Annotated in this window: 18 protein-coding genes and 1 pseudogene; 11 read left to right on the forward strand and 8 right to left on the reverse strand. The window is 36.7% G+C overall.

The features are described from left to right. Window positions 1-299: 299 nt before the first annotated feature. The 8 genes from ACQV2X_RS04720 to smpB all read left to right on the forward strand — a co-directional run bounded on the left by ACQV2X_RS04720 (window position 300) and on the right by smpB (window position 8,901). Entirely contained in the window at window positions 300-1,223 is a 924-nt protein-coding gene (locus ACQV2X_RS04720; RefSeq protein WP_428874263.1) for a dihydroorotate oxidase, read from the forward strand. A gap of 4 nt (window positions 1,224-1,227) precedes the next feature. After that, on the forward strand, window positions 1,228-2,148 hold the full coding sequence (locus ACQV2X_RS04725; RefSeq protein ID WP_428874264.1) for an aspartate carbamoyltransferase catalytic subunit: 921 nt from the start codon (window positions 1,228-1,230) through the stop codon (window positions 2,146-2,148). A gap of 10 nt (window positions 2,149-2,158) precedes the next feature. Continuing rightward, window positions 2,159-3,442, forward strand: a complete 1,284-nt coding sequence (locus ACQV2X_RS04730) for a dihydroorotase (protein WP_428874265.1) — start codon at window positions 2,159-2,161, stop codon at window positions 3,440-3,442. Between the two features lie 126 nt (window positions 3,443-3,568). Further along, entirely contained in the window at window positions 3,569-4,708 is a 1,140-nt protein-coding gene (gene rlmN, locus ACQV2X_RS04735) for a 23S rRNA (adenine(2503)-C(2))-methyltransferase RlmN (RefSeq protein WP_428874266.1), read from the forward strand. Window positions 4,709-4,872: 164 nt separating this feature from the next. Beyond that, a complete protein-coding gene (gene secG, locus ACQV2X_RS04740; RefSeq protein WP_090290184.1) occupies window positions 4,873-5,106 on the forward strand; it encodes a preprotein translocase subunit SecG in 234 nt (77 codons plus the stop codon). A gap of 138 nt (window positions 5,107-5,244) precedes the next feature. Next, window positions 5,245-6,003: an alpha/beta hydrolase gene (locus ACQV2X_RS04745; RefSeq protein ID WP_428894290.1), complete on the forward strand. Its 759-nt coding sequence runs from the start codon at window positions 5,245-5,247 to the stop codon at window positions 6,001-6,003. A gap of 20 nt (window positions 6,004-6,023) precedes the next feature. After that, window positions 6,024-8,372 carry a ribonuclease R gene (rnr, locus tag ACQV2X_RS04750; protein ID WP_428874268.1) on the forward strand — a complete coding sequence of 783 codons (2,349 nt, stop codon included), beginning with the start codon at window positions 6,024-6,026 and terminating at the stop codon, window positions 8,370-8,372. A gap of 61 nt (window positions 8,373-8,433) precedes the next feature. Next, the gene (smpB, locus tag ACQV2X_RS04755; RefSeq protein ID WP_428874269.1) at window positions 8,434-8,901 is read left to right on the forward strand and encodes an SsrA-binding protein SmpB; all 468 of its coding nucleotides are present in this window, start codon (window positions 8,434-8,436) and stop codon (window positions 8,899-8,901) included. Window positions 8,902-8,952: 51 nt separating this feature from the next. Here the strand turns inward: smpB and ACQV2X_RS04760 are convergent, their stop codons facing one another. From ACQV2X_RS04760 to comGA, 8 genes and pseudogenes are all read right to left on the reverse strand, one after another. After that, window positions 8,953-9,705, reverse strand: coding sequence for a hypothetical protein (locus ACQV2X_RS04760; protein WP_428894280.1), 753 nt, complete (start codon window positions 9,703-9,705; stop codon window positions 8,953-8,955). Next, on the reverse strand, window positions 9,695-10,060 hold the full coding sequence (locus tag ACQV2X_RS04765) for a competence type IV pilus minor pilin ComGF (RefSeq protein ID WP_428874297.1): 366 nt from the start codon (window positions 10,058-10,060) through the stop codon (window positions 9,695-9,697). Before ACQV2X_RS04765 ends, ACQV2X_RS04760 begins: the two co-directional genes overlap by 11 nt. 9 nt (window positions 10,061-10,069) lie before the next feature. Beyond that, window positions 10,070-10,177, reverse strand: a pseudogene (locus ACQV2X_RS04770) (prepilin-type N-terminal cleavage/methylation domain-containing protein); the annotation flags it as partial. After that, window positions 10,137-10,430 carry a hypothetical protein gene (locus tag ACQV2X_RS04775; protein ID WP_428875306.1) on the reverse strand — a complete coding sequence of 98 codons (294 nt, stop codon included), beginning with the start codon at window positions 10,428-10,430 and terminating at the stop codon, window positions 10,137-10,139. The gene ACQV2X_RS04775 and the pseudogene ACQV2X_RS04770, both read right to left, overlap by 41 nt. Window positions 10,431-10,461: 31 nt before the next feature. Continuing rightward, a complete protein-coding gene (gene comGD / locus ACQV2X_RS04780) occupies window positions 10,462-10,908 on the reverse strand; it encodes a competence type IV pilus minor pilin ComGD (protein ID WP_428875304.1) in 447 nt (148 codons plus the stop codon). Beyond that, window positions 10,908-11,252, reverse strand: coding sequence for a competence type IV pilus major pilin ComGC (gene comGC, locus ACQV2X_RS04785; protein ID WP_428874273.1), 345 nt, complete (start codon window positions 11,250-11,252; stop codon window positions 10,908-10,910). Before comGC ends, comGD begins: the two co-directional genes overlap by 1 nt. Before the next feature lie 12 nt (window positions 11,253-11,264). Then, window positions 11,265-12,311: a competence type IV pilus assembly protein ComGB gene (gene comGB / locus ACQV2X_RS04790; RefSeq protein WP_428894281.1), complete on the reverse strand. Its 1,047-nt coding sequence runs from the start codon at window positions 12,309-12,311 to the stop codon at window positions 11,265-11,267. Then, window positions 12,289-13,341 carry a competence type IV pilus ATPase ComGA gene (gene comGA, locus ACQV2X_RS04795; protein WP_428874277.1) on the reverse strand — a complete coding sequence of 351 codons (1,053 nt, stop codon included), beginning with the start codon at window positions 13,339-13,341 and terminating at the stop codon, window positions 12,289-12,291. The genes comGB and comGA overlap by 23 nt, the downstream gene beginning before the upstream one ends. A gap of 189 nt (window positions 13,342-13,530) precedes the next feature. Between comGA and ACQV2X_RS04800 the strand changes: the two genes are divergently transcribed. The 3 genes from ACQV2X_RS04800 to ACQV2X_RS04810 are packed head-to-tail and all read left to right on the forward strand — an operon-like array spanning window position 13,531 to window position 16,556. Next, window positions 13,531-13,743, forward strand: a complete 213-nt coding sequence (locus ACQV2X_RS04800; RefSeq protein ID WP_428874278.1) for a DNA-directed RNA polymerase subunit epsilon — start codon at window positions 13,531-13,533, stop codon at window positions 13,741-13,743. A 1-nt stretch (window position 13,744) separates the two neighbouring features. After that, entirely contained in the window at window positions 13,745-15,454 is a 1,710-nt protein-coding gene (gene rnjA, locus ACQV2X_RS04805; RefSeq protein WP_428874279.1) for a ribonuclease J1, read from the forward strand. A 40-nt stretch (window positions 15,455-15,494) separates the two neighbouring features. After that, window positions 15,495-16,556, forward strand: a complete 1,062-nt coding sequence (locus tag ACQV2X_RS04810) for a M24 family metallopeptidase (RefSeq protein WP_428874280.1) — start codon at window positions 15,495-15,497, stop codon at window positions 16,554-16,556. Window positions 16,557-16,561 lie beyond the last annotated feature (5 nt).

The following is a 16,561-nucleotide window of genomic DNA, read 5'->3' on the forward strand; positions in this document are numbered from 1 at the left end:
ATAGTGGGACATTTTGATTTGTGTTCTCTTGAGACATTATCATTTACGTTTAACAAAAGAGTCGATTATTTTTAATAAAGTCTTGATTTTTTTGAATGGTCGGGCTATAATAAGGAAAAATTTTATTAGTCTTTAACCGTGTACGAGATACATGAAAGATTTATTTGAATAGTTCATTGGAGAAACTCTCTCTAATGGGATATCCTTTTATGTGCGCAAGAGGTCAGTAACGGTTTTTCGTTACTGACCTCTTTTTTGGTTAAAACTAAGCGAATTCAACTTATGAAAGGAAGTATGAAATGACGCTTACGACCCAAATTGCCAATCAACATTTTAAATCCTGTTTAATGAATGCCGCCGGGGTTCATTGCCAAACAAGAGAAGAGCTAAATGAAATTTTAGACTCTCAAGCTGCTACTTTTGTTACCAAAACAGCTACTAGTCAAGCGAGAAAGGGTAATCCTGAGCCACGCTATGTGGGGAATCTTCACGGTTCAATCAATTCGATGGGCTTACCGAATTTAGGGATTGATTATTATCTAGACTATCTTTCTGAGTTAGATCGTTCAGATCTTTTCTTGTCGGTAACGGGCCTTTCTAAAGAGGAAATCTACCAAGTTTTGCATAAAGTACAAGATGCTTCATTCAATGGCTTGATCGAATTAAACCTGTCCTGCCCAAATGTAGTCGGCAAACCCCAGACAGCCTATGATTTTGAACTCATGCACGAGATTTTGACAGAAGTGTTTAGTTTTGTAAACAAACCACTAGGAGTAAAATTACCTCCTTATTTTGATCTGGTTCACTTTGATCAAGTGGCCGCAATCTTGAATCAATTTCCGCTTTCTTTTGTCAATTCAGTCAATTCAATTGGTAATGGTTTGTGGATTCAAGATCAAACTGTTGCAATCAAACCAAAGCAAGGCTTTGGAGGGATTGGAGGAGCCGCAATTAAAGCAACGGCTCTGGCTAATGTACATGCCTTCTACCAGCGTCTAAATGACTCCATAGCCATTATTGGGACAGGGGGCGTTGCAAGTGGGCGTGATGCTTTTGAACACATTCTTTGTGGAGCTTCAATGGTTCAAGTAGGAACAGCTTTGATGGAAGAAGGACCACAAATTTTTGAGCGATTGAATCAAGAATTAAAGGCTGAAATGACATCTTATGGCTATCAAAAAATAGAAGATTACCGCGGTAAATTACAGTACATGGAGGGATAAAATAATGAGTAATCACAACTTAGTTTTTAAGCATTTTGAATCAACCAAGAAACTAAATTCAGGTATGGTAATGAAACTAATTCATCGAGCCATCGAATTTAAAAACCTTGATCGCTCACTATTACCACAGTATCCAGGACACTTTGTTTGTAATGTTTTTTTGGAAAATTCGACAAGAACGCACCTTTCTTTTGAAATGGCTGAGAAAAAGTTAGGTATGCCGGTTATTGCTTTTGATGCTAAAACATCTTCACTTTCCAAAGGAGAAACCCTCTTAGACACTTTAATTACACTTGAATCTTTAGGGGTAGATACAGTTGTGGTACGTACTCGCGAAGAAAATTACTTCGAGCCGTTGATGAAATCACCGCACTTGAATTTGTCAATTATTAATGGTGGGGATGGGGCCTCTCAGCATCCTACACAGTGTATGCTCGACTTGATGACCATTTATGAAAAATTCCAACGTTTTATTGGTTTGAAAATAGCAATCGTAGGAGACCTCAGTCACTCTCGTGTTGCTCATTCTAACGCTGAAATTTTATCTCGTTTAGGAGCTGAACTATATTTTTCAGGACCAGAAGAGTGGTATGATGAAACCTTTGATCATTTCGGAAGCTATCTACCCATTGATGAATTGATTGGAGAAGTCGATGTCTTAATGCTCTTAAGAGTTCAATTAGAACGCCATGACCAGCCAGATAGTTTCGAAGCGGAAACCTATCATCGTTTATACGGTTTAAATACCGAAAGAGCCAGTCGCATGCAAGACCATGCAATTATTATGCACCCTGCACCGGTCAATCGAGGGGTAGAAATTGCTGATGAATTAGTCATGTCAGAAAGATCTGTAATAGCTGAACAAATGAAAAATGGTGTATTTATGCGTATGTCAATTATTGAAGCAGTTATGAACGGAAAGTAGGGGGGAAAAGATGTTATTAATTAAGAATGTGCGAATGCTAAATCGTCAAGGTGGATTTCAAGCAGTAGAGCTTTTAATTAAAGACCAAAAGATTAACGCGATTGGTCTAGATCTGTTGAATGAATTATCTCATGAAGAGCTTAAAATTTTTGATGGTCAAAACGGTTTAATTACTCCGGGGCTAATTGATTTGCATGTTCATTTTCGTCAGCCTGGTTTCGAAGGAAAAGAAACCATTGAAACCGGCTCAAAAGCAGCGGCTCGAGGCGGTTATACACAAGTTTGTGCAATGCCAAATCTAAATCCAGTTCCAGATAATCTAGCAGATTTTACAGCTTTGATGCAATTAAACGAGCAAGAAGCTTGCATCAAAGTACATCAGTATGCACCGATTTCACTAGAAATTACTTCCGAAAAAGAATTGGTTGATTTTCCTGCTTTAACACAAGCAGGAGCTGTTGCCTTTACCAATGATGGCAAGGGCGTTCAAACAGCTGGTTTAATGCTTCAAGCTATGCAAATGGCTGAGCAATTAGACCGACCAATTGTGGCCCATACTGAAGATAATTCTTTGCTTTTTGGAGGGGTCATGCATAAGGGGAAGGTAAGTGAAAAGTTAGGTTTACCAGGAATATACTCTGCGACTGAATCCAGTCAGATTGCCAGAGATTGTATTTTGGCTAAAGAGGCAAACTGCCACTACCATGTCTGTCACGTTTCAACTAAAGAAAGTGTAGCGGTTATTCGCGCTGCCAAAGCTGAGGGCGTAAAAGTAACTTGTGAAGTTTGTCCCCACCATCTTCTCTTGTGTGATGAAGATATTCCAACTGATGATGGCAATTGGAAGATGAATCCACCATTAAGAAGTCGCGCGGATCAAGCAGCCTTAATTCAAGGTCTACTAGATGGAACGATTGATTGTATAGCAACCGACCACGCTCCGCACATGGCAGAAGAAAAGAATCAGAGTATGCTTAAAGCACCTTTTGGTATTGTGGGATCAGAAACTGCTTTCGCTTTGCTGTATACTTATCTTGTTGAACGAGGAATTTGTAGTTTAGAACAGTTAATCAATTGGATGGCATGGGAACCAGCTAAAATCTTTAATATACCAGCTTCCGATCTTACTGTGGGGTCTATTGCTGACCTAGCTATTTTCGACATTGACCATGAATATCCAATCGATCCAAAGGAATTTGCTTCTAAATCGACCAATACACCCTTTGTAGGTTGGCAAGTTAAAGGTAAAACCTTAGCAACTATTTATCAGGGCCATCTTGTTTATCAGGCGTAAGAATATCTCATGAATTTTTGCTAGAGGCTAATGGCTATTCTTTAGAATGGAAATAAAATAAAGACAGGCTCTTTTGTTTGTGCTAAACTGAACATGAAGTTTTTAATAAATAGAGGAGTTTTATCAGTGAAATCAATAGATAGTTTGACCCTAGACGATCTAATCGAATGGCTAGCTCAAAGAGGAGAAAAGCCATACCGGGCAGATCAAATCTGGCAATGGCTTTACCGTCACCATGTGGCGTCCTACGAAGAGATGACTAATATCCCCAAAACGATTTTAGAACCTTTATCCGAGGAATTTATTTTTTCTCCCTTAAGGGCAAAAATTGTACAGAAAGCCCAAGATAAAACCACTAAATTTTTGTTTGAATTACAAGATAAATCAATGATTGAGACGGTTTTAATGTATCATCATTATGGTATTTCAGTGTGTGTCACAACGCAAATTGGCTGTAATATTGGCTGTAAGTTCTGTGCTTCGGGTTTGATACCCAAAGTAAGAGATCTAGAAACAGGTGAGATAGTCGCTCAAATCATGTACGTTCAACGACACTTGGACCAATTAGGTCAAGGAGAAAAGGTTTCGCATATTGTGGTTATGGGTATAGGTGAGCCTTTTGATAACTATGATAACGTGATGAAATTCTTAAGAATTGTGAATTCAGATAAGGGACTAGCTATTGGGGCACGTCATATTACTGTCTCAACTTCTGGCTTAGCACCAAAAATTCGTGAATTTGCTGATGAAGGTTTACAAGTCAATCTAGCAGTTTCCCTCCATGCCCCTAACAATGAGACTCGTTCTTCGATTATGAAGATTAACCGAGAATATCCCATTGAAGAATTATTTGATGCTATTTATGAATATATTGAAAAAACCAATCGCCGGGTAACTTTCGAATACATTATGATTGATGGTGTCAATGATACACCTCAACATGCTAAAGAATTGGCAAATCTGTTGAAACCGATGCTGAAATTAGCTTATGTTAATTTGATTCCTTATAATCCGGTTGCAGAAAATTCTTTCCGGCGTTCTAAGGCTGAAAATATTGCGCAATTCTTTGATATTTTAATGAAAAACAAGGTTAATTGTGTTGTTCGTAAAGAACACGGAACAGAAATCGAAGCGGCTTGTGGGCAGTTACGGTCTCAATACGAACGTCAAAGAAGAGCTAAAACTGCTAAAAAGACTAAAGAAGAAATCCGTCAATTTTCACAAGCACGTAAAGCTGCAAAGGCAAATGAGTCTAATAATCAATGATAAAGTAATCTTAAAGCGATTAAAATAAGCCCTCAAAAACGAAGATCTTTGGTCGTGTTTTTAAGGGCTTTTACTTTTAATATTAAAAGTTCCGGAGATGTCTATCACATTCTTAAGAAAGTATGATATAATTTCCTAGATAGTCCATATAAAGGAGGGCAACTATGTATAACGCTTTAATGATTTCATTAATTGTAGTATCTATTTTGATTATTTTATTAGTTATTATGCAACCATCTAAGAGTAATGCTGCTTCAACTTTAACAGGTGGAGGAGACGATGGCTCTGTTAAATCAAAAGCACGTGGCTTTGAAGCCTTTTTAATTCGTGCTACAACCGTTTTAGGCGTGCTGTTCTTTGTCATTGCCTTAGCTTTAGCTTACTTATCGGCTAAATAATCGTTAAAGATTTTGAATAGACGCACATGTCGGCTCATTAGGCCACATGTGCGTATTTATTTAGAAACAGAGGAATTTCTTTAGTTTCCAATAAGGTTTAGATACAATGATAATAAGAGGTTAGGAGTGAAAAGTGTGATGAATGTTCCATTTGATAAGGCGGTTTATTTAGAAGGTCAAGATAAGAAGGTAGGGATCCTACTCTTCCACGCTTATACGGGATCAACACGTGATATGAACCTATTAGGAAGGCTATTGAATCGCCAAGGCTATAACGTATTAGTGCCACAATTTAGTGGTCATGATACACAAGACATCAAATCAGTTTTGGATTTTTCTCCAAATATTTGGCGTCAAGAAGCCAATGATGCTTATCATTGGATGCTAGGACAAAAATTTGAGCACCTTTTAGTCTTTGGTCTTTCATTAGGTGGAGTTATGGCTACAGATATTATTTCTCAGAAAGATTTTCAAGGAAGTGGTGGAGGAATCTTTAATGCGCCGGTTATGACTGAGGAACCGATCAATATTTCCAACTCATTTATGCATTTAGGTAAATTTTTGGCCAGTCAACGACATGATACAGAGACATTTGTGGAAGAGTTTGATGATATATTGGCAGGCCATTGGCAACAAATGAAAGAATTAGAAGAAATTAAAGAAGAAATCGCTTCACAGTTGGTGAATGTTAAGGTGCCTTTTTATATCGCTCAATCAGGCCAAGATGAATTAATTGAGCCAGATGATTCTTATTTATTACAAGATCATTTGGTAAATGCACGCATTGATTTTCATTATTTCCCACATAATACACATTCCATTCCTACAAACCGTGATCGTAAGGCTTTTGAAAAATCAGTTTTAGATTTCATCAAGCAAGTGACCCAACCCTTTTAGGGTGAGAGAGGAGAATAAATTTGAGTTTATCTAGACTAGAAAAAGACATTATTGTTTTTTTACAAGGGAATAAAGAGGATTCCTTTTCGGTGGAACAGCTTTCCCAACATTTTAATTATCGCGGAACCAAAAATTATAAAAAATTAATTAAAGCTTTAGCCTTTTTGGAAAGAATTGGCGAAATTCAATTAACATCTGAGGGCCATTTTAAAGCTTTTTCTTCAAACGAAGAAGTTATAGGAGTATACAGAGCGAATGAAAAAGGCTTTGGCTTTGTATCTCATGAAGAAGGTGAAAGTGATTTCTTCGTGCCTAGAGGTAAAAACGGAGGAGCCATGGAAGGAGACACAGTCCGTGTTCGAATCGTTAAACATGTTAATCCTACAACAGGCAAAGGTTCGGAAGCTCAAGTGCTTGAAGTAATAGACCGTAAAGTTAGTCAGTTAGTTGGCGAGTTTTATGGTTTTAATCAAGAAGAACGTGAAACCACAGGCTATGTAGGATACATTAAGCCTCAAGGCGAATTTCCAGATGAGACTAAAATTTTCATTCGTCCAGATGGTATTCATCCAGCTAATCACACTATTTGTATTGTAGAAATCGCTGAATACCCAGATAGCCATAAGCCCAATGAAATGGTAGGCCTTGTGACTAAAGAAATTGGCCATAAAGACGCTCCAGGTGTTGATATACTAGCCGTTCTCTTCCAATTTGGTATTCCGCACGAATTTCCAAAAGAGGTGGTCAAAGAATCTGAAGCCGTAGAGCAAACAATTAAATCTGAAGAAATCCAAGGACGTAAGGATTTACGTGATCAATTAATCATTACAATTGATGGAGCAGATGCCAAGGATTTAGATGATGCCATCAGTTTAGAAAAAATTTCGGATAAAGAGTACCAATTAGGTGTCCATATTGCCGATGTATCGCATTATGTAAGACCAGACACTGCTATTGATCGCGAAGCTTATGAGCGAGGAACATCTGTTTATTTGACAGATCGCGTGGTCCCTATGTTACCGCAAAGATTGTCTAACGGTATTTGTTCTTTGAATCCTCATGAGGATCGCTTAAGTCTAACTTGTGAGATGGTGATTAATAATCAAGGGCAAGTAATTAAGCATCGCATTTTCAAATCAGTCATTCATTCATCCTATCGGATGACCTATTCAGATGTGAATGCTATTTTAGATGGTGATCCAACTTTAAGACAAGATTATCAAGAAATTGTTCCTATGTTGGAGGACATGGCTGAGTTACATGATATTCTCTATCAGATGCGTCGACATAGAGGAGCACTCGATTTTGATGCGCCTGAAGCCAAGATTTTGGTAGACGAAAAAGGACACCCGACAGAGATTGTTTTACGTGAGAGGTTTACTAGTGAACGCTTAATTGAATCCTTTATGCTAGCTGCTAATGAAACGGTGGCCAAAGATTATTTAGCTAAGCAGCTACCCTTTATCTATCGAATTCATGAGCAGCCAGACTCTAATAAAATAGACCGTTTTGCGGAATTCATCTCAAGTTTTGGGGTCATTCTTAGGGGAAATACTGAAGATATGGCACCGAGGGCCTTGCAAGAGGCGCTTAAACAGGTCAAGGGTGAAGATTACGAACAAGCTGTTTCAACTATGATGCTAAGGTCGATGCAACAAGCCAAGTATTCAGATGAAGCAGCAGGTCACTTTGGTTTAGCAGCAGAAGACTATACACATTTCACTTCGCCAATACGCCGTTATCCTGATTTGATTGTTCACCGTCTAATTAGTCAATATTTATTAGGCAATCCTTCAAATAAGGAGATTTCTAAGTTAGAAGATCAACTGCCAGCTATAGCGACTCATGCTTCTAAAATGGAGCGCCGGGCGGTTGATGCAGAAAGAGAAACTGATGCTCTCAAGAAGGCTGAGTATATGATGGATAAAGTTGGAGAAAGTTTCTGGGGAACTATTTCATCGGTTACCTCTTTTGGAATTTTTGTAGCGCTTCCCAATACAGTAGAAGGACTTGTCTCTATTCAAAATTTAGATGATGACTATTATCATTTTAATCCAGAACACATGCTGTTGATTGGTGAGCGGACACATAAAATCTTTAGAATCGGGCAAAGGGTTAAAATAGAGGTTGGTAATGTCAGTATCGAAGATCGACAAATTGATTTTAAGCTAATTGAAGCAGAAGCAGTAGAAGGTATCGATCCAAAAATCATTCAATCTTCAAAAAAAAATAAGAAAAAGAATAAATCGAACAGACAAAACAAATTAAATAAAGCGAATCCTAAAATGGGTAAAAATTTAGCAGGTAAAAAAATTTCTGCTAAGGGAAACTTTAAGAAAGCAAAAAGAACTAAGAAAAAGAAATACTAGGAGTCCATCAGATGCTAGTAGGTGATGTAAAATAGACTCCTAGCACTAGCAAGGAGATTTTATGGCAAATAATAAAGCAGTACACGATAAACCACTGGCCCAAAATCGAAAGGCCAGACATGATTATGAGATTATTGATACTTATGAAGCGGGTTTAGTCCTCAAAGGAACAGAAATTAAATCCATTCGAGCAGGAAAAATAAATATTCAAGATGGCTTTATTTCAATCTATGGGGGCCAAGCCTGGGTAAAGAATGTTCATATAAGTCCTTATGACCATGGTAATTTATTTAATCATGATCCTTTAAGAGATCGAAAGTTATTATTACACCATAAGGAAATAGTGGATATGGACCAAGCAACGCGTCAGAAGGGAATGACCATTGTTCCCCTAAAGGTTTATTTAGTTAGGGGTCGAGCTAAGCTATTAATAGGAGTTGCACGTGGTAAACATCACTATGATAAGCGACAGGCGCTCAAAGAACAACAAGCTAAGCGAGATATTGATCGGGCTCTCAAAGTAAGATAAATTAAAACAGCAAGCACTCTGGAGGATTTGAGAATGCTTGCTGTTTCTTCGTTAACTGGCCTTAGAATCCTGATAAAGATTCCCATGCCATTGGAGGAGGTAATTTAGTTGAGGTAAGTCTTGTTTCTTTTCGAATGACTCACCAGAAGAAAGCCTTGAGTCGAAAATTAATTCGTCCCTAGAACTTAAAACCTTACTTGTTCCTGAATTAAATTCAATCTGAAACTCTTTTTCAATGGTTCCTACCCATTGCGATTCTTTTTGTTTAGTAAGTTGTTTGTTTAGCCGATAGCCTTGCGAACTGAGGAATATTTGACTAGCATCGAAAGAGCTTTCCTTAGAAGAATTAGGAAAAAGAGTCACTTGGCCATTAGCTAACCATTCGCCATCAGCTTCTATTATTGAAAAGCTTGACTCAAAATTGGATGGATATTCTATAAAAATAAGCGTTTTATAGAGTAAAAGTAAAGACTCAATGTCTAAAGTATCAACTTCGATTAAGTTGACTGTTTGAATTAAGGAATCACTTGTAAACAGGCCCAAGTCATTTAAGCTTTCTTTTTGTAGAAGTTGGCATTCTCTTTGAATAGATTCTTCTATGCTTTTTGTCCATTGGTCTTGGAGAACAGGACGCAGGTTAAAATCTGTTAAAAGAGTTTGAATTTGTAATTGGTAATAATTATTTGACTGGTGGATTCTTTGTCTTTGGAGAGCATTAAGTTGAATGACTCCTAAGTATATAACTTGGCTTAACAACATAAAACATAATACCATTGGTAGGATAAGCCCTTTTTTATGTTTCATCAAAATCTTCCGTTCTTATGTAATCAGTATGAAAGGTATGTGAGAAGATTTGACCATTGGTTAGCTCCACGGAGATTGTTATAAAAGGTTTTTCGGAATTTAGATGCCAAGATTTTACTTGAAAGAGGTAAGGGTGATGTCCGGGTCTGCGATAAATCTTTTGATTTCTTAAAATGACTGAGCTCTGTTCATAGTAATCCTCTTTGAGACAAAGATTTATTTCTTGTTCAGAGACACCTATAATTAAAAAATGATCAAATTCACTTTCCATCATCAGTGTGAAGTGCTGCCAATCTAGCGAACGATCTTGCCGCATATTTTCATCTAATTTGCGGTAATGTGAAACACTTATCATGAGAGTGTTCATTATTAAAGCAACAATAGAGAGTGTAATAAGGCACTCAATTAAAGTGAAGGCCCATTTTGACTGTTTATAAGGTTTGAATAGCTTGAATTTCAATCTGATAGGCACTCCCTCTCTTAAACTCTATTTGACAGGAATTAGTGTCGCATGAAAAATCATCAACCTCGACTGAAAATAATAATTGGTAACTTTCCATTGTAGATTGAATAAGTGTCTCTTTTTTTATTGAATCTAAATCAGAAAGTTGAATGTCCGCCAGTTGATAAAATAATTGCCATTCATTATTTTCTGATTTTAATTGTTTAAAAGTCCTTAATTCTTGGTTAAAACTGGGTAAATAAAAGCTCAAAATCCAAGACAAGATCAATAAACCTACTAATGCTTCAATTAGACTACTTCCCTTTTTGCTCCTTAAAAACAAATTGACCACTTCCTAGTTGAAAAACAAGCTCAAAATTATCGCCTTCTGCATTTTCAAAGTAAACAGTTTCAAAATCATTAATACGACCACTACTTAAGTAATAAAAAGAAAAAGAATTAAGTAAATTTAAATGTTTAGGGAGTTTGAGTTGACTAAAATTTTTGCGGGATTCTACTTGCCAGAAGTAGACTACTCCTCTTTTACTAAAGACAATCTGAACTGGATCTTGATCAATAATTGCTTTATCTTGAGCTAAATGTAGCTGACTCTTCAGTTGGTCTTTAAAAACTTTTGTCTGATAATCAGCTTTTAATTGTTGATAGGGTAAAGCAATTAGCAAAATCATCAATATACTAAAAATTGAAAGTACGCACAAAGCTTCGATTAGGGTAAAGGCTGATTGATTTTTTGATTTCATTAAGGGGTCAGTATTTGACTGAGGACTTCAGCTTCAATTCTCTCAGTCGCTTCGTCTGCTTGCTTTTGAGTGAGGTAACCTTCAGCAACCAAAGTTTCTAAGCTTAAAGGCTCTTGGGTATCCTCTACTAGATAATAGGCATCCGCTTGAGTTTCAACAATCTCTGTGATATTTTCAACTGCTTGTTGGTCAATACGATCTTTTTGGCCAGAAACATTGGGAATAATAATAGCCATTAATAGTGAAACAATAATAAGAACAATTAGCATTTCGATAAGTGTGAACGCTCTTTTAGACTTTAATATTTGACAAGACTTGACTTTTCTGATGGTTCTTTCTTTCATAATAGCTCCTTTTCATATCTCCATGGTTAACATCGGCAACATTAGAACAAGGTACATGGCCATTACAATAATAGCGATAATTAAAAACAGTATGGGTTGCACTAAAGTGAGCTTCTTATTAAGATCTTCGACCACCTCCTCAAATATTTTTTTAGCATAAAGCTTACATTTTTGACCGGTCTGACTGGTTAGTTCGCCCTGATATATGACTAAACTAAGTGTTTTAGTGAAAATACCCATGTTTTCTAATGAATCGCTCAACTCGCTCCCAGCCAAAAATTGTTGCTGCAGATAATCAGCTATTTCACTGATTAAAGGATCAATGGGATATGAGATTAAAAGATCTAGTGTCTCTTGCATGGAAAAGCCAGCTGCGTAAAAATATGAAAGTTCATCAGCTAGACGATAGGATACATATTTCCTAATTAGCTTTCCAAAGAGAGGTATCTTAACTAAGTGTTGAAATCTGTTAATAACAGGGAGTCTTAATAAATAAAAATCAATAGTTAAGTAAATAATTAAAATGACTGCTAAAAAGCTGATGCTAATTTGTGGAAGAAAGGTAAAGAGAATGAGTAAATAACGAGCTAATAAATGAGTTTTTAAAATTTCTTGATCGATGAAGGATAAAATATGTGGAAGCATCCAATGTCTCATTGCAAACAATAAGCAGGAGAGAAAAAGCATTAAAAAACAGGGATAGATAAGTGTTTTTATTAATTTTTTTTGATAGCTTCTAATCTTTTTTAAATGGTTTACAATTTCAAAAAGCGCTTGAATAAATCGGCCTTGTCTTTGAGCAAAAAATAATTGAGCGGCAATTCGGTTTGAATACCCATAGTTTAAAAGAACTTGATCAAAGCTTTGTCCTACATTTAATTTTTCCAGCATTTGATTAATAATTAAAATTCTTTTAGGTAATAGTATTTTCATAAATTGCAGACTTTGATAAATTGAGAAACCTTCATCAAGCATTTCAGCTAAAACCTGTAAAAAATATATTTTTTCCTCTTGATTAAAGAGCAATTTTTCTTTATTAAAGAACTTCAAAGTGTTCATACTCTTTTTTAGTGATGTATCCATAGGCCCATGCCTTTCTTAGTTGGTGATTAAGGGGCGAGAAGTTTAAAGGTAAATTAAAATGATTCAAATATTCTTTCAATTGTTGGCCATCTAATATTTCGAACAAAGCGGCTCGGTGAAATTTTTTAGGAATATGATTGCAGGATACTTGAACACTACTTTTACAAAAAGGACAAAAGCGAGGCACTAGTCTTTGTGAGATGACACCAATGAGAGATTGTTTTAATTGTTGCTCACTAATGGTTAACTCTTTAAGACGCGCAATCACTCCGAAAGTATCTTTAGCATGGATCGTTGCAATCATCAAATGCCCGGTTAATGCACCTCTTAAAGTCATACGCGCCGTCTCCTCATCCCGAATTTCTCCAATAAAAAGAATATCGGGATGATGTCTGAGTGATGATTTAATCAGTAGGTCATAAGAAATACCTATTTTTTCATTTACCTGCGTTTGTAAAAAAGAAGCTTCTTTGATTTCTACAGGGTCCTCCATAGTAATAATTTGTAACTTTTCTTCATTCATTCTTTCTCTTAAAAGTTGATAGATCGTCGTGGTTTTACCTGAATTGACTGGGCCAGAAATTAAAATCATCCCTGATTTTCTTCTAATTAATTTCCGAATGCGGTCAATTTGATTGGGAAAGTAGCTGTTGATTTGTTGAAAATTATGAATTTTACTAAAAATCACTCGAACCACTAAGGACTCTATGAGGTTGACGTTAGTAATAGTGGACAATCTTAATTCAATCGTTTGTTCTTCTGAGATCTTAAACGGACAAGCACCTGATTGGGGCCGTCTTTTTTCACCGACATCCATATTGGCTAAAAATTTATAATGAGCGATTATTTTTCTTCCTAGACTTAAAGGGACATTTTTGTGGAAGTGGAGTTGACCATTGACTCGAAAGAAGATTTGATAGTTATCAATTATTGGCATGAAATGAATATCGGAAGCCAACAAACTGATGGCCTCGTTAATCAATGATTTAGAAAGTTCTTCGATCATTAACTCACCCTTTTGATTAGTCTAATGATAAATACAAGATAAAGGTTAAAAGGGTGCTTATATTTTTTCTCAAATAAGCGTCTCAGTGTCTAACTATACCTATATATGAAAGTATGATAGAATAAATTGACAACGAGTGTTTAGCTCACCCACCAGTTGAAATAAAAAATAATAAAGGAGTTTTATTTCATGATTTTTAAAGTAATGTACCAAGAAAGTAAAGATCAAGTTCCAACAAGAGAAAGGACACTTTCCCTTTATCTTGAAGCAGAAAATCGCGTAGAAGCGATTGAAAAAGTGACTCAAAATACATCTTACAACATCCAATATGTCCAAGCCTTAGATGAGGCGCATTTGGCATATGAAAAAGAACAAGCAGGCTTTAAGTTGGTGGAGTTCTAAGATGTCAGTAAATATTAAAAATAATGAAGTAGGCGTATTTGCCTTAGGCGGTTTAAATGAAGTTGGTAAGAATATGTATGGCGTCCAATTTCAAGATGAAATTATCATTATGGATTCTGGTGTGATGTTCCCAGAAGACGAATTGTTAGGTATTGACTATGTCATTCCTGATTATCAATACCTATTACAAAATCGTAATAAGATTAAGGGAGTTATTATCTCTCACGGTCACGAAGACCATATAGGTGGAATTCCATTCTTATTGAAAGAGATAAACGTGCCTATCTATGCTGGCAAGTTAGCCTCAGCTTTAATTCGTAATAAATTACAAGAACGCGGACTGTTGCGTGATGCAGAAATTCATGAAATTGATGAAGATTCTGTGATCCGTTTCCGTAAAACAAGCGTTAGTTTTTATCTAACAACTCACTCCATTCCAGAAGCATATGGTGTGGTAGTTAAAACACCTCCTGGAAATATTGTCTTTACAGGAGATTATAAGTTCGATTTCACACCGGTAGGCAAACCAGCCGACTTACATAAGATGGCACGAATTGGTGAAGAAGGAGTCCTATTATTACTAGGTGATTCAACAAATGCCGAAGTACCAACCTTTACTAATTCAGAAAAAATTGTCGGCCGTTCGATTCGCAACATTATCCAAAAAGAAGAAGGACGCGTTATTTTCGCTACTTTCGCATCCAATGTGTCTCGATTGCAACAAGTCGTAATGACAGCCTATGAGACAGGTCGTAAGATAATTGTTTTCGGTCGTTCGATGGAATCTTCCATTAAGACAGCTAGAGAATTAGGTTATGTGGATGACAAAGGGGCAGATATTTTCATTGAACCAAGAGATATTAATAAATATCCTGCTAATAAGATTTTAATTCTATGTACTGGTTCACAAGGGGAGCCAATGGCAGCTTTAAGCCGTATCGCTAATGGTACGCACCGACAAATTTCGCTTCAACCTAATGATACCGTTATTTTCTCTTCTTCACCTATTCCAGGAAATACTATGAGTGTTAACCGTGTCATCAATCAATTAAGCGAGCAAGGTGCCAAAGTGATTCATGGAAAGGTCAATAATATTCATACTTCTGGTCACGGTGGTCAGCAAGAGCAATTATTAATGCACCGTTTAATGAAGCCTAAATATTTCATGCCAGTTCATGGGGAATATCGCATGTTAAAAATCCAATCGGAATTAGCTCAGATGACTGGGATTCCAAAAGAAAATTGCTTTATTATGTCTAATGGCGATGTTCTAGCTCTTACTGCCGACTCTGCTCGTGTAGCAGGACGCTTTCCTGCTCAGGATGTATATGTCGATGGTAATGGTATTGGTGATATTGGTAACATTGTACTGAGAGACCGTAAAGCTCTGTCAGAAGAAGGACTAATCATTGTTTCAGCTACTATTGACTTTGAAGCTAAACAATTGATTGCCGGACCGGATATTATGTCTCGAGGCTTTATTTACATGCGAGAATCAGCAGACCTGATCAATGATATTCAAAATAAGGCGCGCGCAATTATCAACCGCGGCTTAAATGAGTCAGGCGCTAATATAAATGAACGGAGCGTGCGAGATCTATTGCTCAGTCAATTAGAACCGGCTATTTATCAGAAGACGCAGAGAAATCCGATGATTATGCCGATTTTATTAGATATTAATAAAGGGGTAAGACCTCATCAAACGAAGTAGTAGTTAGTATTAGAGTTAAAACAAGTAAAGGAGCGATCATATGTATAGAATCAACAAATTACGTCAATCACTTAAAGAACAAAAATTCGATGCAATCTATGTAACGGATATGTTAAATATAAGATATTTAACCGGCTTTACCGGCTCGGCTGGTGCCGTATTTGTAACTCAAGATAAGGCCTTCTTTATTACCGATTTCCGTTACAATACTCAAGCTAGTCATCAAGTTAAGTCTGCAACAGTTGTTATCCATCAAAACGGAGTAGATCAAGAAGTTAAAAACTTAATCGATCAAGAAAAGGTTCAAACACTAGCCATAGAAGCAGATAATATGAATGTCAGTCAATATCTAAAAATTAAAGATCTATTTGCAGCAGATATTAAAGCAAGTCAAGGGTTAATCGAAAAAATTCGCTTAATTAAAGATGAATCGGAACTTGAGACCATTCGACAAGCATGTGAAATTACCGATCAAGCGTTTGAACATATCTTAACCTTTATTAAACCTGGTGTAACTGAAATTCAGGTTGCTAATGAGTTAGAAGCTTTTCTTAAGGATAAAGGATCAACAGGCATGTCTTTTGATACTATTGTCGCTTCAGGTGAACGCTCTGCCATGCCTCACGGTGTAGCGAGTGAAAAAGTGATTGAAGATGGCGATATTGTGACGCTAGACTTTGGTTGCTACTATAAAGGTTATTCGTCTGACATGACTCGTACGATTGCGGTAGGATCGATATCAGATAAAATGAAAGAAGTCTATGAAATTGTACTTGAAGCACATCAACGCGTAATCAGAGAGGCTAAAGCTGGCATGACTGGTAAGGAAGTAGATGCGATAGCTCGTGATTATATTACGGAAAAAGGCTATGGTGAGTACTTTGGTCACTCTACTGGCCACGGTGTCGGTTTAAATGTCCATGAAGAACCTGCAGTCTCTAGTCGTTCTGAAGCGGTTTTAGAGACGAACATGGTAATTACTGATGAACCCGGTATTTACTTACCAGGTATCGGTGGTGTTCGCATTGAAGATGATTTAATTGTGCAAGCAGATCGTGTAATACCAATCAACCGTAGTCCCAAAGAATTAATAATTATATAGGAGGC

Origin of the sequence: Facklamia sp. P12945 (genome assembly GCF_050409485.1) — a bacterium.
Taxonomy (GTDB): Bacteria; Bacillota; Bacilli; order Lactobacillales; family Aerococcaceae; genus Facklamia.